Genomic DNA, 20,694 nt, shown 5'->3' with positions numbered 1-20,694 from the left:
CAGGCTGATTCACCGGGCGGGGCGAGCCCGCCGGGGTCTTCGGGGCAACGAGCGGCGAAGATCGCCAGGGGAGCAAAGGAGGTAAAGGGAGCAGGGGATGCCTTGCTTGCGTCCTTAGCGACCTTGGCGACCTTTGCGGTTAGCTCACGAAGGGATGACTTCGACCAGAAGTGGCCGAGAGGGCGCAGCATCGAGCGCGAAGCGCGGCAGTTGCAGGTCGAGAAGCCAGATGCCGTCGGCGACTTCGTCAGAGACGAAGGCCATCTCGGTGACGGTGTGCGTCGAGGGCTCGGCGCCGGCGAGGGAGTGCTCGCCTTGGGGCACACCGAAGAACTGGTGGTGATTCGGCAGGATGCCGCCGTCGTCCTCGCGGTCGAGCGACGGCAGGTCGAGCACGACGTGCTCGCAGCCCATCTCGCGCAGCCAGGCGATGGCGTCCGAGGTGGGGTAGGGCGGGTTCGTGCCGCTGTAGCGACGCCCGGTTTTGTCCGGCGAGTTGGGTAGCGTGCGGAGGACAGCTGCCTGGCAGAACGCTGCCGGGGCCTCGATTTCGGCGAAGGCGGATTCGAGGGCGTGTCGGGTGATGACGCGATCGTCGTCGGCGTGTTTGCCGCCGTAGCTTTCGCCCGAATCGGCGAAGGAGACGAGTGGGACGCTCAGCACCACCGCCGGCATCAGCGGCGTCTTGGCGAGCTCGCCCACGGCGACCGGCTCGTCGACGATGTGGCCGACGCATTCGGTGTGGGTGCCGTTGCCGTGTGGGTTGAGGTGGACGTCGGCGCAGTTGGCGCTGCCGCCCAGGCGGGTGTCGCCGACGAAGTCGCCGGCTTCGACGGCCTTTGCGCGGGCCTCGCCCAGGTGGAAAGCGTTGGGCTGGGGGCCGTCGAAGTCGAGGCGGATGGCGAGGTCCCACACGCGGCTCATATCGGCGCGGTACGACTCGCCATCGACCTCGAAGCAGACTTCGTCGAGCAGGTTCATGAGGCGGGCGACCTTATTGAGCTGGCGTCTTGGCGGCCGCTGCGTGCTCGGCGCAGCAGCTGTCGGCTATCTCGAAGCCGATCGACTCGGAGTGCGCGCGGCTGGCGTCGGTCTCGTAGGCGGTGCGCTCGCGGCCGGCCCACTCGAGCGCGGTGCCGCTGAGCATGCGCTCTTTGACCTCGGCGGTGAGGAAGTCGACCTTCTCGATGAGCTGGCCGGGCTGCAATTCGCCCAGCGGGAACGGGTAGTCGGTGCCCAGCGCGATGCGCTCGTGGCCCATGACCTCGACGGTGTATTTGAGCGCGCGCGGGTCGTGGACCAGCGAGTCGATGTAAATGCGGTCGATGAGGTCGGTCGGCGAGGTCTTGGTGCGCGTCTGACACAGGTCGGGGCGCACGTTGAAGCCGTGCTGGATGCGGCCGATGGTCGCCGGGAACTCGCCGCCGCCGTGGGCGAACGCGAACCGGATATTCGGGTACTTCTCGAGCACGCCGCCCATCATCAGCGAGCAGATCGCGCGGCTGGTCTCGGCGGGCATGCTCACCAGCCACGGCAGCCAGTAGTTGGGCATGTCGTCAAAGCCCATCATGTCCCATGGGTGCACGAAGACCGCCGCGTTCAGGTCGTTGGCCGCCTCCCAAAACGGGTCGAGCGCCTCGTCGTCGAGGTTCCACTCGCCGATATGGGTGCCGATCTCGACGCCGACCATGTCGAGGTCGTTGATGCAGCGGTCGAGCTCCTGGGCGGCGCGCTCGGGCGCCTGCATCGGCACGGTGCCCAGGCCCATGTAGCGCTTGGGAAATTGGGCGACGCAGTCGGCGATGTGGTCGTTCAGGATCTTCGACAGGTCGTGGGTGTCGGCGGGCTTGGCCCAGTAGCTGAACATGACCGGCACCGTCGACAGGACCTGCACGTCGACCCCGTGCTTGTCACACTCCTCGACGCGCACCTTCGGGTCCCACAGGTTCGGCTCGACGGCGCGGAAGAACTCGTCGTCCTTCATCATCTTCGCGCAGCCGGTGCCGGTGTGCTCGAGGCGAATGAACCCGCCGTAGCCGTAGCGCTCGCGCAGGTCGGGCCACGTTTTGGGGAGGATATGGGCGTGGATGTCGATTTTCATGTTTATATGGGGTCAAGAAACTTGATGATCGTGCTTCAGGGCAGTAGCGCCTGCTATTGAGGTGAAACTACTATTTCAGGGCGGACGGTGCGAGGCGTATGCGCATAGCGTGCGTCATGGTGAAAAGAAACGTGTCTGTCCTGCAAGACGTCCACCTCGCTCAAATGCCGCTGATCGTCCGCCCTTCAATAGTAGTTTCACTTAAATAGAGGGCGTAGCGAATCAGCACACACACGCTGCTCCACTCATGGCTTCTCCATGTACGCGCCGCAATTCTCACACGTTCGCTTCTCGTCGCTGGCCCAGAAGTCTTGGATCGCCTTCTTGAGCTGGCCGACGATGTCGGTCAGGTAGAAGAACTCCTCGTGCAAGACTTCGCCGCACTCGTCGCAGTACCAGCGCAGCCCATCCTCGACGCCCTCAGGGCGCTTGTGCTCGATGACCAGACCGACCGTATTCGCCTCGCGCTGCGGGGAGTGCGGGATGCCCTTGGGGAGCAAGAAGATCTCGCCTTCGCGGATGGGCAGGTCGCGAAACTCGTCGTTCTCGACGATCTTGAGGGTCATGTCCCCCTCGATCATGTAGAAGAACTCTTCGCTCTGGTTGATGTGGTAGTCTTTGCGCTCGTTGGGACCGCCGACGATGAAGACGTCGAAGTCGGTGTCCTCCCAGATCTTCTTGTTGCCGACCGGGGGCTTGAGCAGGTGGCGGTTGTCCTCGATCCACTGCTTGAAGTTGATCGGTGGGATGATGCTTCCCATCGGAGGCCTCGCGTTGTGTATGTTTTTAAGTGCTTTACAGCTGTCCCTATCAAAGTGGGACGGGGCCTGTGTGTCAAGAGGGCGCGTCAAATGGGCGCCTCAAGAGGGCGCGCTTTCGATGCGCAGCATGTCGTGGATGCGGGCGACGACGTCGCTGCGGAAGTGCTCGCGGTGGCCGGGATCGAAGGCGAAGCCGCGAATATGCAACTGGATGCCGCCGCCGGCGTTGCGGTCGACGTCCAAGAAGACATCCGGGCGGTGGTGCGGCGAGGCCAGCGGGGTCAAAAACGCGGCCTGCTGGGCGAGCTTGAGCGCGCGCTCCGGCGACACACCCTTGGGCAGGGCGACCACGATCTCGCAGGCCGCCTCGCCGTCGGCCTCCAGGTGCGTGACCGCGTCGCGCGTGAGACTCTCGTTGGGGATTTGGTGCAGGGTGCCGTCGGGGGCGCGCATGGTCACCGCGCGCGTTCCCAGGTTGACCACTTCACCCTCCACATTGCCAAAGCGCACCATATCGCCCACGTGGAAGTGCGACTCGAAGGCGACGGCAAGGCCGGCGGCGACGTTTCGAAGCCAGTCGATGCCCGCCAGGGCCATCAGCCCCAACACGAGCACGCCCAGCCACACCCAGTGCTCGGTGACCGGGCGAAACAGCGCGAATACGGTGTTGAACACCGCCACGGTCCACACGAGCACGCGCGTGAGCAACAACCAATGGCGCACCCGGCGTAGTCCCGGCAGCCTGGCCAGGTAGCCAATGCCCAGCGAGATCAACACGGCCCCCAGAAAGATGCTCAGCGCCCAGACGGGCTGCAAAAAGAGGGGGACGGCTTCACCGGCTACCTGCGAGGCTACCTGAGAGGCTGCTTGTGTCTGCTGTGGGTCCATGGGACTCGTTTGGGTACGACGTGACGAGTATGTCGCTTGCGCTTAGCTTTGCCGCCTGCGTGACGACTATAGCGCAATGTACTTACATTCGCACAAAGTTCACGCCTCGAATGGGATTGTCTGCTGACTGAAGAAGTTCGATGCCTGTTGTCCACCCCATGGCGGCCCGATGGTTGATCGCCGCGGCCGCACTCATCGCCCTCGTCGCCCCCGCCGACGAGGCGCTCGCTCAGATGACCGTCGAGGAGCTGCGTCCCGACCCGCGTGAAGACGGCACCTTTGCCACCGGATTGCCGGTCCATATCCGCGGCAACAGCGAGCTGCTCGATTCGGTGCTGCTCTGGGTGATGGACCTTCCCGACGAGGGGCCGGTCACCGAGCAAGTCGCCGAGCGCGCCGAGTTGCGCCTGCGCAGTTTCTTTCGAAAGACCGGCTACGACTTGGCCCGGGTGCGCACCCTCGTCCACGACGAGACGCTGTATGTCTTCGTCGACGAGGGCAAGCTCGACAAGATCTTCTTTACGGGCTCGGGGAGCGGACAAACCCTTCGCCTGCAAATCGAGATGCGCCTTCCCGGCGACGTCTACAACCGCCACCGCATCGAAGAAGAGCTGGCCCGACTCGAAGACAAATACGGCCTCGCCGAGCTCCGCGCCGAGCTGGTGCTGCTCGAGCCGCGGCCGTCGACGTTCTTCCAGCTGCAGGACTTCATCAGCGCCCTCGAGGAGAATGACGATGATCTCGACGATGTGTGGCGTGAGTCGCGTGGGCGCTACGCGCTGCGGGTGCACGTGGTCAGCAACGGCTGGGGCGACGGGCTGGGCTACGGCGTCAGCTACCTGCTGCCGTACGGCTTGCGCCCGCATATCAGCTACGCGTCGACCGGGTTGGCCGTCGACGACGATCGCTACCGCGTGAGCCTGGAGGCCGCCGGGCTGAGCAACGAGCTGCTCACCCACGCCGAGTCGCGCTTGCACTGGGCGTTGCCGCCGTTCCACGAGGCCTGGCTGCGGCCCACGATCGATCTTCGCGGGCGCCTCGACAGCCCTCGACGCGCGAGCTTGGGCCTCGACGACTTCCTCGACCTCAACGTGAGCGCGGTGGCCAGCCTGGGCGTCGAGCCCGTCGACGATCTCGTCTTCAGCTTGGGCCTGGGCTACGGCTACGAGAAGATCTTTTTGCTCGAGCGCACCGCGCTGACCCCCGACTACGTCACCGAAGTCACCCGCCACTATCCCTTGGGTCGCGTCTCGCTCGACTGGCTGTTGGGGATGCGAACCTTTCGTCGCGACAAGCGCCACAAGCTCGACCTGGAGTTCGAGATGTACAACGTCGCCGCCGGCCTGGTGCGCCGCGCCGAGCTGCGCTACCGGGACGTGTGGACCTTCGGCTACCAAGACCTGTTCTGGCGCCTGCGCGGCACCTCCATCACCGGCGAGGGGACGAGCTGGCAAGACGAAGAGCCGATCGCCTCGCCGATCCTGCGCGCGGTGGCCGGCGAGGAATCGTTCGCGCGCAACATGGGCCAGATGGGCTTGGAGTACCGGATGTCGCTCTACCGCGACATTCTCAAAGTCAGCGCCTCGGGCGGCGCCGCGCTCGTCGGCCTGATGGACCGCCAGACCCGCGAGCAAAACCTCGACTTCTTCGCCTCGTTCGGCCCGGGCATCCACGTCTTCTTCCTCGATAACTTCCAGGCCGACGCGTACTACTCGTTCGGGTGGCGCGAGGGATGGCCGCTCGAGGGCAATTTTTCGTTTTCGGTGTCGAAGGTGTATTAGGCCGAAGGTGCATAAGGTGTATTAGGAGAGATCGAGCGCGCATGGGTCTCCTCTCCACCCGTAGCGGAGCGAAGGGAGGGAGAGGATTAAGGAGAGGCCTCCCTTTCCACGCAGCGTAAGCGAAGTGGAGAGGGACCGAGGGAGAGGCCCTTAATGCCGGCAAAGACGGCCTCCTCCTAGATCCTCCTCCACTTCGCTTTGCTCGCGGAGGAGGTCCCTCTCCTCGGTCCTCTCCTACCCTACGCTTCGCTACGGGCGGAGAGGAAGACGTCGCTTGTGCGAACCCCTACACCAAATTGCGCGCCCGCAACTCCTGCGTAATCAACGCGCCCGGCAGGGGGCGCAGCTGATAGCTCGTCGTGCTGGCGATGAACTCGACGAAGCCGAGCCGGCGCAGGTGGTTGAGCTCGGTTTTGACCTCTTCGAGGCCCACGCGCAGAATCCGGCTGAGCCGCCGGGCGTTCAGGGCGTGGTGTTGGACCAAGGTGGCTAGAATCAGCTTCTTTTGGACCGACAGGTTGTCGATGAGCGCCAGCTCCTCTTCGGGCAGAGGGTCGACGATGATGTGCGAGTTGTCGCGCGGGTCGACGTGGACCGTCTCGAGCCAGTAGAGCAGGGCGAGCAGGGGGTTGCCGCCCGACAGGCGGCCGAGGCGCTCGAAATACTCCTTTTGCGGGTGGCGCAGCGCGTCGGAGGCCTCCAGGGGGCGTTGGAGGCGGTCGAGGTAGCGCACCTCGGGCTTCTGGAAGGTGATGTCGAAGCCGCTGACCTCATGGCGAGCCAAGATCATCTGCTCGATCTGCTCGGGGCCCAGCGGGTCGACCTCGAGGGCGTGGGTGAAGTAGTCCGACAGCTGCAGCGCGGTGTCGAGCAGCGTGGTGGCCGGCTTGCCCATCATGATGATCCACAAGATCTGCCCGGAGGTCGCCTCCATCATGTCGAGGAAGCGCTCGCACAGGGCCAGGCCCTCGCGGGTGCGCGAGTAGATCTTGTCGCCGTTTTCCACGAAGACGATCTTTCGCTGCTCGGCGCCGTTGAGCTCGCCGGCGAGCTCGGTGAGCGTGCGCGGGGAGTCGCCGTCGAGCAGCGGCATGAACGAGGCGCACAGCTCGCGCTCGGTCTCGACCTGCTCGTCGATGCGCACCGTCTGCAGCTGCTCTTCGTCGAGCTCGTGGTACTTGCTGAACATGCGCATCGGCAGCACGTGGTGGACCAGCGTACGCTTGCCCATGCCGCGGTCGCCGGCGATGAGGATGGAGGTCGACTGGCCGTTGAACCAGCGATCGACCGCCTCGAGACACTCTTCTTCGAGGGCGGGCCGCTCGACGTAAAAGTCGGGGATATCGACGGGCACGGGGCTGAACAGGCGCCGGTAGATCGCCGGTGTGTTGGCCGCGCGTTGAGGATCGGCGCTGATCAACCGATCGCGCACCTGAGACTTGCGCGTCTCGGGCTGGCGGCCGGCGAGCTTGTCGCCGATGTCGCCGGTGATCTGGGCGACCACCGGGGTGATGCGTCGATACGCCACCTCGAGCCGGCTGATGAGCGGCTGCACGCTGCGCTTGGCCAGCCCGCCGCGGCGCACCTGGCTAAGCTCGCGCATGACCTCCATGAGTCGGTGCTCGAGGAACGGGATGGTCGACTCGCGCACGATGCGCGTCGATTCGCCGACGACCCACACGCGCATCTGCTCTTCGTCCTCGTGGATCTGCTCGACGAGCTGGGCGGTCTGGGCGGCCGCTTCGCGCAGGGCACGCTCGGCGACCTGGTTGGCCTCTTCGGTCTCGCCGTCGTTGCGGTACTCGGCCTGGCGAGCCACCAGCTCGAACTCGAGGCTCTGGCTGATCTCGCTGAGCGCGACCAGCGAGCGGCGCAAGATGCGCTCGGCGCGCTCGTTGAACTCGACGAGGCGAAGCGCGGCCTCGCGCAGCAGCTTGGAGAAATACCAGGCCCGAAGCGGCACGGTCACCGTCTCGATCTGGCTTCCCTCTTCGACCGACTCCACCGGGTTTTGGACGAGCAGGTGGACCTGGTCGGAGAAGCGGGCCACGCGCGCTTCGAGCACGTCCATCAACCGACGGGTGATGATGCCCTGACCGAAGTCGGTCAGCGCGTGCTCGAGGTCGACGCGCGCGTTCTCGAGGGCCGGATCGAGCTGCTCGGCAAACCAATTCGCCCAATCCGGCACGCCCGGCTTGTCGCCCCCTCCATCGGGCATCACGCCCTCTCGCACAACGCTGGGGCGCTCTTCGCAGCGGCCTTCGAGCCGGCGCAGTTGGCGCAGGCACCCCTCGTCGAAGCGCGACTCGAGGGTGGCGACGACGCGCCGCTGATAGGTGCGGAACCAGTGCAAGAACAAGATGAGCTGGTGATCGAGCACCACCCAGCCCTGATAGCCCATGACCAGGCTCGCCTCGCGGTCGAGTCGGCTTCGCAGGCGTGCCTCGGCGCGGTGGGCCTCGTCGTAGCGGGCGGAGGCGCGGTAGCGGAACGCCGGCAGCTCGATGGTGCCCGCCTTGGCGACCGCGTCGACGAAGTCGCCGAAGGCGCGCTCGATGCTGAAGCTGAAGCGCTCACGCTGGGTCTGGATGAACAGCGCCAACAGCGTGTCGAGCTCGTCCGCATCGGTCGTGAGGCGCTCGCGGCTCTGCTTGGCTTGCCTGAGCGCCTTGGCCAGCGGGGCGAGCGTGCCGAACTCGGCCGACGCGTCGGCGCGTTTCGGCTCTTCGTCGCCGGCCTCGTCGGCGTCGTCGTGGCCATGCTCGTCGCGCTCGCCGTGGGCGTCGTGCTCACCGTGGGTGTCGTGCTCGTCCTCGTCGTCGTCCGCCTCGGCGGCCATGCTCATCGGCAACGCGTCGACCGACGGCGAGAGCGTCTCGCCGCGCTCGACGACGGTGACTCCCTCCTCGTCGCCGGGCGATTTCTGTTCGTCGGGCTCCTCGTCGATGGGGCGCTCGGCCGGGGCGCGCAACGTGCGCACGACCCGCTCGAACAGGTCGTCGACGCGTCGCAGGTGAATGCCCAGGTGATACCAGAACGCCTCGTTGCGCTCGGCGGTGGCGCTGACTGCGCTGGCCAGATAGCCGGGCAGCGACAACTCCAGATAAAACCGCCACAAGCGGCCCAGAGGCACGTTTCGGTACCCGCCGCGCCCGTACGCTCGGCGGATGCGGCGCATGGCGCGCACGAGGGTCAACAGCTTGTTGTCGACGGCGCCGCCCTTGAGCAGCCAGCGCTCCATGCGCACCCGGTAGGTCTCGTCGAAGTCCACCAGCCCGCGCACCCGCTCCAAGAGCCGGTCGGTGGTCTCGACGGTGACCGGCATCGGCTCGAGTTGCTCGAGCATGTCGATCTGGGGCTGGATGGTCTGGCGAAACTTGACGTGCAGGCGCTTGACGCGCGGGGCGATGTCCTCGCTGTGACCCTCTTCGGCCTCTTCGAGCAGGGTGACCAGGTCGTCGAGCGTCTCGCGGCGCACCGTGTCGATACGCCCGACCATGTGCTGCAGGCGCTGGCCGTGCTGCTCGATCTGGTCGACCAGACACCCCTGGTAGCAGTTGGTCAGCTCCTCGCGCACCTCGCCGAGGCGAGCGTCGAGGCGCGGGTCGGGAAAGTCGGGGCGCTCGAGCGGCTCGTAGACCGGCTCGTGGTCGAAGCCGACGATGCGGTCGAGCTCGGCGACCTCTTCGCTGCCTGCCTTGCGGGCGTCCTCGGTCTCGCCGACGCGCTCGAAGACCCACTTGAGGATGGCGGGACCGGCGATGATGTGGATGACGACGGTCGCCATGATGACCGCCTTGAACTCGGTGCCCCAGGTGCCCACCTGGTCGGCCACGAGGCTGGCGAGCACGATGTCGACGCCGCCGCGCGAGAAGAAGGCCATCCACAGGTTGCTGTCGATATATTCGGGCGCGTTGCGCAGCTTGGTGGCCATCTTGACGCTGCCGTACAGCGCCAGGCCGCGCACGAAGGTCAAGACCAGCGCCAGCGGCAAGAACTGGGCGACGGCCATCAAGTCGAGCTCGGCGGCCTGGATCATGAAGTAGATGACGAAGACCGGCAGGCTGATCTTCTCGAGCGCATGGATCATGTCGTGACCATGCTTCGAGAAGTTCTGGACGATGAAACCGGCGGCCAAGAATGCCAGGAGCATCTCGGCGTGGACCATCTCGGCGACCGCGGCGGCCGCAAAGATCAGGCCCACCGTAAAGAGCAGCATCTCGCGAGCGACAAAGCGCAAATACAAGATGAACAGCCCGCCGGTGACGATGCCGATGACGATCGCCCAGCCGAACTCCAGGCCGATCTTGATGAGCAGGTTGTTGACCGCCTCGTCGGTCACCCCGCCCGGGCCGATGAGGAGCTGCGAGAAGTTGAAGACGAGCAAGAACGAGGCGACCAACACCAGGTCGGCCACGATGACCACGCCCAGAGTCAGCGAGGTGAACCGGCCGCTGGCCTTGGTCTCTTGGATGATCGCCAGGGTGGCCGCGGGGCTCATCGCAAAGCCGAAGACGCCGAACAAGAGCGCCACGGCCATGCGGGTCATCTGCGGGGTGCCCTCCAAGAACGGGATCAGGTCGGGAAACGCCACCGAGATGCCCATCACGGTGGCCGCCGACAGGGGCACGATCGCCAAAAAGGAGAACGCGATCACCGTCAGGATGGTGCCGGCCTGGTCTTTGAGGTCGCTGATCTTGAGCTCACCGCCGCCCAGCGTGCCGATGACGCCGATGGTCAAGATATTGATGAGCGACAGATCGGAGATGACCTCGCGCCCGAAGATGGCCTGGCGCTGGCCGTCGAAGACGAGCTGGGAGAGGTCGGGGCCGAAGACGATGCCCGCGGCGATATAGCCCAGAAGCGCCGGCATCTTCAGGCGCTTGAACAGCTCGCCCATGGTGAAGGCGGCCAGGATGATAAAGCCGGTGGCCGCAAGCGTGCCCGGATCGAAGTCACCGACGGTGCTGTGCAGGTCGAAGAACTGCCGGCTGATCATCAGCAAGAGCAGTACGACGATGGTGATAATCTGCCACATCAGCCGGCCTCCGTTTGGCGTTTGCGCTGTTCGGGAGGCGCGACGTCGGCGACGTCGATGAGCCAACTACGCGTCATGGGATAAGCGACAATTTCAGTCACGACGATGGCGGTCAGAAGCCCGTCGTACAGCACCTTGGCGTACGGCGAGCCGCTGAAGACCTGGTCGAAATTCAACAACATCGCCACGCTGAGCGCCCCGGGCGCCAGGAGCGCGCGGCCCAGGCCGGCGCCGTAGGTCTGCTGGGAGACGATGCGGGTGGCGGCGAGGCTTCCGGCCAGGCGGCCGGTGCGTCGCAGCACCACGTAGACGATCACCAGCGCGAACGCCCACCAGGCCACGTTGCCCGTCTTCCAGCCGGCGCCGGCGAAGAAGAAGAGCACGATATACAGCGGTCGGCGAATGGCGCGCAGCCGCGACTCGACGTGGTCGGCGTGGCGGCCGGTGTTGATGAGCACGACGCCCAAGATGAAGTTCACGAAGATGGGCGACAGGTGCAGGTAGTAGGCGAACCCGCTCGAGAAGATGACCATGCCGATGACGACGGTGATGATCTTGTCGTCGGAGAAGTCGCGGCGAAGAAAGGTCGCAAAGACCAGCCCCAGCGCGCTCCCCAGAAGCAGGTGGATGCCGAACCAGACCAGCCACACAAAGGGCGGGTCGACGTCGAACGGGACGGTGGTGGTGTTGTAAAAGCAGAAGATCAGGCCGAAGGCGGTGATGCCCATCGCCGAGCAGTAACCGGCGACCAGCGCGCCGAACTCGGTCGCCGGGCCCTCGGCGCCCAGGTAGGCGGCCATCGAGCGCAGCGGGCCGGTGTCGGCGACCATGGCGACGGTGCCCACGCACAAAAGCGCGGGCATGGCCGCGACGACGGTGCCCGGACTCCAGAAGTAGTAGAGCACCGCGGTCGCCACGCCCACGACCACCAGGAGGGTGGTCAGCGAGATGAACATCGCGCTCTTGAGCGCGCGGAACTGCAGGTTTCCGAACTTCTTGAAGTCGAAGTGCAGCCCGCCCCACAGCCCCAGCGAGCCGGTGCCCAGCACGATCGCCGGGGTCAGCGCGCCCAGGGTGGTGTCGTCGATCAGCGGCTGGACGTCGGGGATATAGCTGGCGGCCGGGCCCAAAATGGCGCCCAGCACGATGTACTCGACGCCGGTCACGAAGCCGAATCGCTCGGCGACGCGCTCCAGGACCAGGTGGGTGACCAGGTAGGCGACCCCGACGATGGCCAGCAGAATGAGCACACTCTCCTGGCTGGGGTCGAGGCCCTCGAAGCCGCCTTTGCCGGCGGCCAGGCCGATCACAGGCCAGAGCAGCGCGATCAGGGCGCCTGCGCCCACCCAAGCGATTTTGTTCGGCTTATGTCGGTTCATCCATTAACGCTTCTATACGGCTGAATTCGTCTCACCATCCATAACACGGGGTGAGGCGAAGACGAAATTTCGTCGCGCCCGTTGACGCCAAGCGTCCTCGCACGACATTCTGAGGCGTTGTGACCATTCGACGCCTGATTAAGCAAGAGGAAAAGGTTCCATGAGTGATGACGAGCGCAGAAACAAGAGCTGGCGAGAGATCGACCGGCAGAAAGACAGCAGCAAGCACACCAGCCGAGACCGTAAGTCCCGGAAGTCACAGGACAAGCGCTCGTCGGCCAAGTACAAGCGCGACCTCGACAAGCTGTTCAAGTCGGGCGAGATGCCCGAGCGTTTCAAAGAGATGATGAAGGGCCTGGAGCCCGAGGAGGGCACACCCGAGGCCGAGCGCAAGGCCGCGATCGACGAGCTTCGAAAGGCCGACGGGTTTCGCGAGTTCGCCACCGCCGTCAGCGAGTACCGCAAGGCGGGCTGGACATATCCGGACGACGAGGACCTGCTCATCCGAATGCTCGATCACCCCGACGAGCGCGTGGTGCGCGACGCCCTCGAGCACGTGGCCGACCTGGCCGGCCGGCGCGGCTTCGACCGGGTCACGCCTCTGAAGAATCGGCTGTCGACCATCAAGACGATGAGCGACGACCCGCGCACCCGCAAGGCGGTCGCGCAGGTCGAAGAGGCGATCGAGTGATCGGGAGTGATTAGAACGGGTTTTCTTCGTACTTGAACACCTGGTTGATGCAGTCGACCGTCTCGCTGCACTCGCCGAATTCGACCGACTCGGCGCAGCCGTCGGTGTTCGACCACAGCTCGTCACCGGCGGTGCGCGCCAGGTAGACGCAGTCGGACTGGAAGCGGTTGGTGTTCGCGCCGGGGCGGCAGCTCTGCAGCTCGCGCACCAGCAGGCGGCAGCGGTCGGCGCGCTCGGTGTCGAGCGGCAGCCGGTCGTAGCACACCTGGGCGGCGTCGTTGGCGGTGTCGCCGATCTCTTCGCAGGTCAAATCGTCGACCACGCAGCTGGCGAACGTCTCGATGACGCCGTCGCCCCAGTTCTGGATCTCGGTCGAGCAGTCGTTGATGCAGTTGGGCTCGGTGACCCCGCAGGTGTCGATGCGCATGCAGACCTGCTCACACGCGTCGGTCACAGCCGGGTTGGCCATCACACACACGCCGGCTTCGCACACCAAACCTTCGCGACAATCGGAGTCGCGGTTGTTGCAAAACTCGTTCAGCCCACCCTGCTTGGTCTCCATGGCCGCCTGACAGGCGGCGAGTCCAAGGCTGGCGACAGCCAGAATCATCAGCAAAAACGGCATCAAGCGGCGGTTGGGAAACTGAGACATCAGGGTTACTCCCTTAAAAAGCAGGTCCGTTTCGATAGCTGCATGTTACCCGTACGGCTTTGGAATGCAAATGGGAGGTGGGGGCTGGGGTGGAGGGGGGCGTTGTTTACACCCTAATGGGGAGTTGCTAACTGTTGGGGTGCCAAAAACGTACAACTAAGAGAGGCAGTGATGGAATCGAAAGGGATGTTTTCCAGACCGGTCGGCGAGCAGTTCTCGGCAGCCCTCGACCCGCATCGGCGCCAGTCGATGCTGCGCGGACTCCAGGTTGCCCTGGAGGCGTGCGCGGCGGCCGAGCCGAGCGTGGCGCTGGTTGGCTGGCAGGCGGCCACGCTCATCGAGGCGGCCTACGAGAAGGCCGGGCGCGTGGTGATCATCGAGGAAGATCCGGAGCTGATCGACAGCATCGAGAAGGGGCTGTTGGCGCGCGATCTGGGCAAGAAGGTCAAGCTGGTGGCCGAGTCCCCCCGCGAGGTCAGCCTCGACGAGCACGTCGACATCGCCGTGGCCAGCGTCACCTCGACCTGGTTCATCGAGGGCGACGAGGCGGCCGTGCTGGCCAACCTGCGCGCCAACGTCCTCAAGAAGAACGGCGCCATGGTGCCTCGCCGGCTCGCCCACATGTTCGAGATCGCCTCGACGGCCACCGGCGTGGCGGGCATGCCGCTGAGGGTGCCGCGCTACAGCCGCCCCGGCGAGCCCGTGCCGGTGCTGGGCGAGTCGAAGCACTTCTTGACCACCGACCTGACCAAGTCGGCCGAGATCCCCGAGGCGATCGACGACACGATCATCATCAAGCCGCTGCTCTCCGGCCGCCTGAGCGCGCTTCGGCTGACCACGATGTGCGAGCTCGCCGAGGGCGTCATCCAGGTGACCAGCCAGTCCGGCCTGCAGTCGATCTTGGTGCCGCTGCGCGAAGACGTCGACGTCGAGGCGGGCCAGCCGGTGCGCATCCATATCCGCTACCGGTTGGGCGAGGGCCTGGACACGGCCAAATTCTCGGCCAAAGCGCTGCCCCAGAGCGACGTCGACGGGTGGGAGCACTCCGACCACCCGGTCACCGAGCGCTTCCGCGAGCGCGTCGCCGGCTTCGTCGACGAACTCGACCGCAAGGGCCGCGGCAGCGACCTCGACAAGGTCGTCAGCTACACCCGCCAGCCCCACGGCGACGTCTCCCGGCTGACCGCCATTTTCTGGACGATCGACGAAGACTACAAAAAGCCGGTGCGCGAACTCATCGACGGCTTCCGCCGCGAGACCAACGCCGAGCTGGGCGTCACGCCGCCCGACGAGGTGGTCTACGAGTTGATGTACGGGGTGTACAAGGAGAAGCGCGGGGAGTGAGCGTTGGCTAAGCTCTTCGCCTACGCTCCCCAAGACCTCGACCTCGCCGAAAGAAGACCTCGCCGAAAGAAGCCCCCCGCCGAAGGAAGACCCCGCCGAGCCTTGCGCCGCCGGGGTCTTCTTTTTGCGCGGCGCAAGGCCCGCCGGGCTCAATGCTCAGAAACGTGTGGGATGATCCGCCGCGACCGCAACCGTGAAATGTAGCGGATGCTCAGACACACACGTTCACCGATTTCTCGGCGATCTCGAGTTTAGTGAAATAATATTCACCAATCGATAAGTTTGATTGACATCTGGGGATGAATCCTTCACGGTCATCTCCGTAAGAGGTGAATGCTTTTTCACTTAGGGTGACGATGGCTTCTCGCCGAGGCACCCACGTAGTCAGTCTGATGGAGCAAGGAAGTAGATGACCGATCGAACCAAGCCAACGAGACTTAGCGCAGGGGCCGCGCTTGCCGTGCTGGTCGCCTGTGTGGTGGGTGGGCCGGCGGTGGCAGCCGCGCAGGCGCCCGACGGGCAGGCCCCGACGACGGCGGCCACGACTGTGACTCTGGAGGAGGCGATCGCGGAGGCGACCGGCGAGCATCCGAATATTGCTCGCGCCAGGGCCGACCGGCGAGCCGCCGAGGCGCAGCGCAAGCAGGCGCGCGCGAATTTCGGGCCCACGTTGTCAGCGTCGGCCGGCATCCAGTTCTGGAATGACGAGATCACCTTCTCGACGTCGCCGGGTGGCGACCAAGTGCCCCAACTTCCGCCGCCGCAGACGCCCTACGAGGAGATCATCGCCGGCCTGTTCACCCAGACCGAGCCGACGGTGGTGCGCGACCAGATTACCTGGGATGTCGCCCTGACGATTTCGCAGCCGCTGGGGCCGCTCTACTCGATCTATCACGGCTATCGCGCCACCGAGTTCGCCGAGGAGGCCGCCGAAGAGCAGGTCGACCAGGTGAGCCGCGACCAGGCGCGTGAAGCTGCCGTGGCCTATTTTCGGGTGTTGCAGGCGCAGGCGCTCCTGGAGACCGCCCAGCAGTCGGTCGAGCAGCTCGCCGCGCAGGTCGAGACGGTCTCGGTACTCGTCGAGGCAGGGGCGACCACCTCTTCGCAGCGCATGCGCATCGAAGTAGCGCTGGCCGCGGCCGAGCAGGAGGTCATCCAGGCCCGCTCGCGGGTGCGCTTGGCGCAGTCGAACCTCGCCGTGGCGCTGGGGCGCAACGCCCAAGAGCGCGTAGGCGCGAACGCCGTGGACGCGGACACATTGCCCGGCGTCGACGGCTCGCCTGAAGATGCCGTCGAGGCGGCGATCGCCAACCGCCCGGAGCTACGACAGCTCGAGCTCGGCATCGAGGCTGCCCAGGCGGGTGTGAAGGCCGAAGAGGGCACCTATATCCCGCAGCTCGTCGCCGTGGGGCAGTACTCGCACACCGAGGGACAGGGACTCGCCGGCACCGATACGGCGTTCGTTGGGCTGTCACTCGACTGGACGCTGTGGCAATGGGGCGCGCGCTACTACGCGGTCGACGAGGCCGAGGCCCAGGTGGTCAGCCTGGAGGCGACCCAAGAGCAGACCAGCCGCCAGATCGGCCTGCAGGCGAAGATGGCTTGGTACGACCTGGAGTCGGCTGTCGAGGCCTATGGGGTCGCCGAGCGCGCCGTGGCGCAGGCCGAAGAGGCCTATCGCGTCGAGTCGGTGCGCTACGAGGCAGGCAAGTCGACCTCGACCGACCTGCTCGACGCACAGTCGGCGCTGACCGAGGCGCGCAACAATCGAAATAACGCGCTGTATCAGGCGCTGATCCAGCACACAGAATTGATTTATGCGACCGGCCGGCCCGTGACGGCTGATCGGCTGCTCCGTGGAGGAAACCGATGAAGACCACGCTGAAGACTTATGTGGTGCTCGCAGTGTGCGCCGGAGGACTGGCGCTCGCTGGATGCAGCACGGAACAAGAGAAGGTCGACCTGCCCAGCGAGCAGGCGACGGCGAATGACGAGGCGGCAGCCCAAGAAGCTGACGAGGCCGAGCAGGCTGAGCAGGCTGAAAGAGCCGACGAGGCTGAAGAGGCGGACGAGTCAAACAAGGCCGACGAGGGCGCCAGCGAGGCGTCGCCGACGACGAACGAGGCCCCAGGGGCTGGTCGCCGCCTGTCGGGCAGCTTCGAGCCGCAGCGCACCTCGAGCGTGGCCGCCAGCGTTGGCGGGATCATCCGCGAGGTCTACGTCGAAGAGGGCGACGTCGTCGACAAGGGCGACCGGATCCTGAATATCGACGCCAAGGATTATCAGCTCCGCGTCGACCAGGCGCGCGCCGCGGTCAAGGCGGCCCAGGCGCAGGTCGACACGCTGCAGACCGAGTACGAGCGCCTCGAAAAACTCCTGGCGAAGGAGGCGGTGGCGCCTGCGGAGGCCGACCAGTTGTCGGGCAACCTCGCCGCGGCGCGCGCGCAGCTCGAGCAGGCCAAGGTGGGCTTGCGTATGGCCCAGAAGGCGCGCGCCGACTCGGTGGTCCGCGCCCCCTATGCCGGCGTGGTCACCGCGGTCAACGTCGCCGAGGGGAGCTTCGCTGCCCCCGGCCCGTCGCCGCTGATCCAGCTCGAAGAGGTCCAGAATCTCTACCTGCGGGTGAGCGTGCCCGAAGAGTACGCCAAGCAGGTCGATGAGGGCGACAAGCTGTCGGTGCAGGTGCCTGCGCTCGACCGCCAGATGACGCTGACCGTCGACCGTATCAACCCGAGCGTGGCCAAGAGCTCGCGCGCCTTCGACGTGCTCGCCGAGGTCGACAACCCCGACCTGGCGATCCGTTCGGGCATGTTCGCCGAGATTACGCTGGCCGAAGATGCTGCAGGTGGCGGTCCGACCGCCGAAGGGGGTGAGCAATGAAGCTCGTCGATATCAGTGTAAAGCGGCCGGTCCTCACGACGGTCATGATGCTCGTCCTGGTCGTCTTCGGCGTGGTGGCCTATCCGCGCGTGGGCGTCGACCTGTTCCCCGACGTCGAGTTTCCGGTGGCCGTCGTCTCGACGGTCTACCCGGGCGCCGACCCGGAGACGGTCGAATCGAAGGTGATCGAGCCGCTCGAGGAGGCGGTCAACTCGATCAACGGCATCGACGAGCTGCGCTCGACGAGCTCGGAGAATTTCGGGCTGGTCACCATCCAATTCGAGCTGTCACGCGACGCCGATATCGCCGTACAGGACGTGCGCGACAAGGTGCAGACCGTGCTGGGCGACTTGCCCGATGAGGTCGAGACGCCGGTCATTCAGAAATTTGATATCGGCGCGGCACCGATCATGTCGCTGGTGCTCTCCGGGAACTACGACACACGCCACCTGACGCAGGTGGCCGACGACACTCTCAAGCAGCGCCTCCAGACCCTGCCCGGTGTCGGTAATATCGACATCGTCGGTGGTCAGGAGCGCGAGTTTCATATCCTGATCGACCCGGCCCGGCTCGACAGCTACGGGCTGACGGTCACCGACGTCGCCCAGGCGATCGGCAGTCAGAATATCAACGTGCCCGGCGGTCGCATCGACCAGGGCGACACCGAGCTGACCATCAAGACCGAGGGCGAGGTGCACACCGCCGAGGCGCTCTCCGAGCTGGTGATCACCTCGATTCGAGGCCGGCCGATTCGCGTCGGCGATGTCTCGACGGTGCGCGACACCGAAGAGGAGAAACGCTCGCACGCCGCGCTCGACGGCGACGCAGCGGTCGCGCTGACCATCCAGAAGCAGTCGGGCGCCAACACCGTGGCGGTGGCCAAAGAGGTCAAATCCGAGCTCGACGAGCTGCGCGAAGAGCTCGGCGAGTCGTACCGAATCACCGTGCCCGTCGACAACTCGACGTTCATCGAGCGCACCATCGGCGATGTGCAATTCGACCTGATGTTGGGCGCGATCTTGGCGGTCATCATCATCCTGGTCTTCCTGCGCGACTGGCGCGCCACGCTCATCTCGGCGCTCGCCTTGCCGACCTCGGTCATCGCCACGGTCGGCTTCCTCAACGCGTTCGGCTTTACCTTCAACCAGTTGACGATGCTCGCCCTGACCCTGTCGATCGGTATCCTGATCGACGACGCGATCGTCGTCATCGAGAATATCCACCGCCACTTGGAGATGGGAAAATCGCCCTGGAAGGCCGCCCGTGAGGGGACCGCCGAGATTGGCCTGGCCGTCATGGCGATCACCGCCTCGATCGTGGCCGTCTTCCTGCCGGTGGCGACCATGAAGGGCATCATGGGCCGGTTCTTCTTCCAGTTCGGCGTCACCGTGGCCATCGCCGTGTCCGTCTCGATGCTCGTGGCGCTGACGCTCACGCCGATGCTCTCGGCGCGAATGCTCAAAGAGCACGAGCATGGCAGCGGTGGGCCCATCGGCAAGGCGCTCGACTGGTTCTTCGACTGGTTGGATCGCGTTTATAACATCACGATCAAAGGCGCGCTTCGCCACCCGATCATCACCATGATCGTCGCCACCGTTTCGTTCATCGGCTCGCTGGGACTGCTCGGGGTCATCCCCACCGAGTTCATCCCGGAGGCCGACCGCGGGGAGTTCCGCGTCTATGCCGAGATGCCGCTGGGGACCTCGCTCGACAAGACGATCGAGCAGGTCGACCAGATCACCGACGACCTGGGCGAGATGCCCGGCGTCGAGCTGACCTTTGCGACCATCGGCGGCGGCCAGCAAGAAGAGGTGCACAAGGGCACCATTCACGTCGAGCTGGTCGACGCCAAGGAGCGCTCGTTTAGCCAGTCCGACGCCATGGAGTACGCCCGTACGTTGCTGGCCGGCTACAAAGGCGTCCAGCTGGCCATCGAGCCGATTCAGTCCGTCGGCGGTGGCGGTGGCCAGCGTCAGGGTGACGCGCAGTTCATGCTGTTGGGAAGCGACTACGACGAGCTCAACGCCACGGCCGACGAGATGATCGCCGCCCTCGAGGAGATGGATGGCTATGTCGACGTCGACAAGAACGTGCGCCTCGGAAAGCCCGAGGTGCGCGTGGTCATCGATCGTCAGCGCGCCGCCGACCTCAACGTCCCCACTGCGGTCATCGGCATGGCCATCCGCACGCTGTATCAGGGCCAGGATGTCTCCGAGGTGGCCACCGACGGCGACCGCTACGACGCGCGAGTGCGCATCCAGGAGAATTTCCGAAACGACCCCCAGAAGCTTCTGGACCTGCAGGTGCGCTCGGCTACCGGCCGATTGGTCCCGCTGTCGAACGTGGTCGACATCGAGCGCGGCGAAGGCCCTGCTTCCATCGAGCGGTTCAACCGCCAGCGCCAGGTCACCGTGCTGAGCAACCTGGAGGGCCAGACGGTCGGCCAGGCCTCCGAGCAGATGATGGCGCTCAGTGAGCAAGTCGCTCCCGAAGGCGTCTCGGGCACCCTCGGCGGTGACGCCGAGCAGCTGCGCGAGTCGATGGGCTACATGGTCGAGGCGCTCCTGTTGGCGATCGTGTTGATCTTTTTGATCTTGGCCGCCCAGTTCGAGAGCTTCGTCCACCCGCTCACGATCATGCTCGCCTTGCCCCTGTCGCTCATCGGCGCGCTCGGCGCGCTGGCGCTCACCGGCATGACGCTGAACATGTTCACCATGATCGGTTTCATCATGCTGATGGGCCTGGTCGTCAAGAACTCGGTCCTCCTGGTCGACTACACCAACGTGGTGCGCCGCGAGGAAAACCTGCCGCTCTTCGAGGCGCTGGTCAAAGCAGGGACGGTGCGAATGCGGCCGATCTTGATGACCACCTTCGCCATGATCGGCGGCATGATGCCGGTGGCCCTGGCGATGTCGGCCGGCGGCGAGAGCCGCGCGCCGATGGCCGTGGCGATCATCGGCGGCCTGGTCTCCTCGACCTTGCTCACCCTGGTCGTGGTGCCGGTGGCCTACCTGCTGGCCGAGAAGCTGGTCCAAAAGGTGCGCCCCAAACGCGATGGGGGGCCGCATGACCAGGCGCCAGGTCCTGACGAGTCGCCAGAGGGCGCCGAAGGCGTCGTCGGCTGACGCACTGGTGGAGTGACACCACGAGCTCCCGAGTTTGTCGGCGCCTGCCACAGG

Annotated in this window: 13 protein-coding genes; 6 read left to right on the top strand and 7 right to left on the bottom strand. The window is 65.5% G+C overall.

The genetic code is table 11. The features are described from left to right. Nucleotides 1-144: 144 nt before the first annotated feature. From FIV42_RS08265 to FIV42_RS08250, 4 genes are all read right to left on the bottom strand, one after another. Nucleotides 145-981 carry a cyclase family protein gene (locus FIV42_RS08265; RefSeq protein WP_141197215.1) on the bottom strand — a complete coding sequence of 279 codons (837 nt, stop codon included), beginning with the start codon at nucleotides 979-981 and terminating at the stop codon, nucleotides 145-147. A gap of 13 nt (nucleotides 982-994) precedes the next feature. Continuing rightward, a complete protein-coding gene (locus FIV42_RS08260; protein WP_141197214.1) occupies nucleotides 995-2,101 on the bottom strand; it encodes an amidohydrolase family protein in 1,107 nt (368 codons plus the stop codon). A 245-nt stretch (nucleotides 2,102-2,346) separates the two neighbouring features. After that, the gene (locus tag FIV42_RS08255; RefSeq protein ID WP_141197213.1) at nucleotides 2,347-2,862 is read right to left on the bottom strand and encodes a 3-hydroxyanthranilate 3,4-dioxygenase; all 516 of its coding nucleotides are present in this window, start codon (nucleotides 2,860-2,862) and stop codon (nucleotides 2,347-2,349) included. 99 nt (nucleotides 2,863-2,961) lie between these two features. Continuing rightward, the gene (locus FIV42_RS08250) at nucleotides 2,962-3,750 is read right to left on the bottom strand and encodes a mechanosensitive ion channel family protein (protein ID WP_141197212.1); all 789 of its coding nucleotides are present in this window, start codon (nucleotides 3,748-3,750) and stop codon (nucleotides 2,962-2,964) included. Nucleotides 3,751-3,890: 140 nt separating this feature from the next. On the opposite strand from FIV42_RS08250, the gene FIV42_RS08245 reads away from it, so the two are divergent. Continuing rightward, nucleotides 3,891-5,531: an outer membrane protein assembly factor gene (locus tag FIV42_RS08245; protein ID WP_141197211.1), complete on the top strand. Its 1,641-nt coding sequence runs from the start codon at nucleotides 3,891-3,893 to the stop codon at nucleotides 5,529-5,531. 286 nt (nucleotides 5,532-5,817) lie between these two features. On the opposite strand, the gene FIV42_RS08240 is transcribed toward FIV42_RS08245, so the two are convergent. Together FIV42_RS08240 and FIV42_RS08235 are read right to left on the bottom strand one after the other, a co-directional pair. After that, on the bottom strand, nucleotides 5,818-10,569 hold the full coding sequence (locus tag FIV42_RS08240) for a cation:proton antiporter (RefSeq protein ID WP_141197210.1): 4,752 nt from the start codon (nucleotides 10,567-10,569) through the stop codon (nucleotides 5,818-5,820). Beyond that, a complete protein-coding gene (locus FIV42_RS08235; protein ID WP_141197209.1) occupies nucleotides 10,569-11,948 on the bottom strand; it encodes a cation:proton antiporter in 1,380 nt (459 codons plus the stop codon). Before FIV42_RS08235 ends, FIV42_RS08240 begins: the two co-directional genes overlap by 1 nt. 160 nt (nucleotides 11,949-12,108) lie before the next feature. Here FIV42_RS08235 and FIV42_RS08230 point away from each other — a divergent pair, with 160 nt between their 5' ends. After that, on the top strand, nucleotides 12,109-12,639 hold the full coding sequence (locus FIV42_RS08230) for a hypothetical protein (RefSeq protein WP_141197208.1): 531 nt from the start codon (nucleotides 12,109-12,111) through the stop codon (nucleotides 12,637-12,639). A gap of 10 nt (nucleotides 12,640-12,649) precedes the next feature. Here the strand turns inward: FIV42_RS08230 and FIV42_RS08225 are convergent, their stop codons facing one another. Continuing rightward, nucleotides 12,650-13,291: a hypothetical protein gene (locus FIV42_RS08225; RefSeq protein WP_141197207.1), complete on the bottom strand. Its 642-nt coding sequence runs from the start codon at nucleotides 13,289-13,291 to the stop codon at nucleotides 12,650-12,652. 186 nt (nucleotides 13,292-13,477) lie between these two features. Here FIV42_RS08225 and FIV42_RS08220 point away from each other — a divergent pair, with 186 nt between their 5' ends. The 4 genes from FIV42_RS08220 (at nucleotide 13,478) to FIV42_RS08205 (ending at nucleotide 20,640) form a co-directional block, all read left to right on the top strand. Next, entirely contained in the window at nucleotides 13,478-14,635 is a 1,158-nt protein-coding gene (locus FIV42_RS08220) for an SAM-dependent methyltransferase (RefSeq protein WP_141197206.1), read from the top strand. 409 nt (nucleotides 14,636-15,044) lie between these two features. Further along, complete coding sequence (locus tag FIV42_RS08215; RefSeq protein WP_141197205.1) at nucleotides 15,045-16,508, top strand: TolC family protein; 1,464 nt, start codon at nucleotides 15,045-15,047, stop codon at nucleotides 16,506-16,508. Next, nucleotides 16,505-17,515, top strand: coding sequence for an efflux RND transporter periplasmic adaptor subunit (locus tag FIV42_RS08210; protein WP_141197204.1), 1,011 nt, complete (start codon nucleotides 16,505-16,507; stop codon nucleotides 17,513-17,515). Before FIV42_RS08215 ends, FIV42_RS08210 begins: the two co-directional genes overlap by 4 nt. Further along, a complete protein-coding gene (locus FIV42_RS08205; protein WP_141197203.1) occupies nucleotides 17,512-20,640 on the top strand; it encodes an efflux RND transporter permease subunit in 3,129 nt (1,042 codons plus the stop codon). Before FIV42_RS08210 ends, FIV42_RS08205 begins: the two co-directional genes overlap by 4 nt. Nucleotides 20,641-20,694: the final 54 nt, after the last annotated feature.

It is taken from the genome of Persicimonas caeni (genome assembly GCF_006517175.1).
GTDB classification, from domain to species: Bacteria; Myxococcota_A; Bradymonadia; order Bradymonadales; family Bradymonadaceae; genus Persicimonas; species Persicimonas caeni.
The sequence above is the reverse complement of the archived record's forward strand: the minus strand, read 5'-3'. Positions and strand labels throughout refer to the sequence as shown.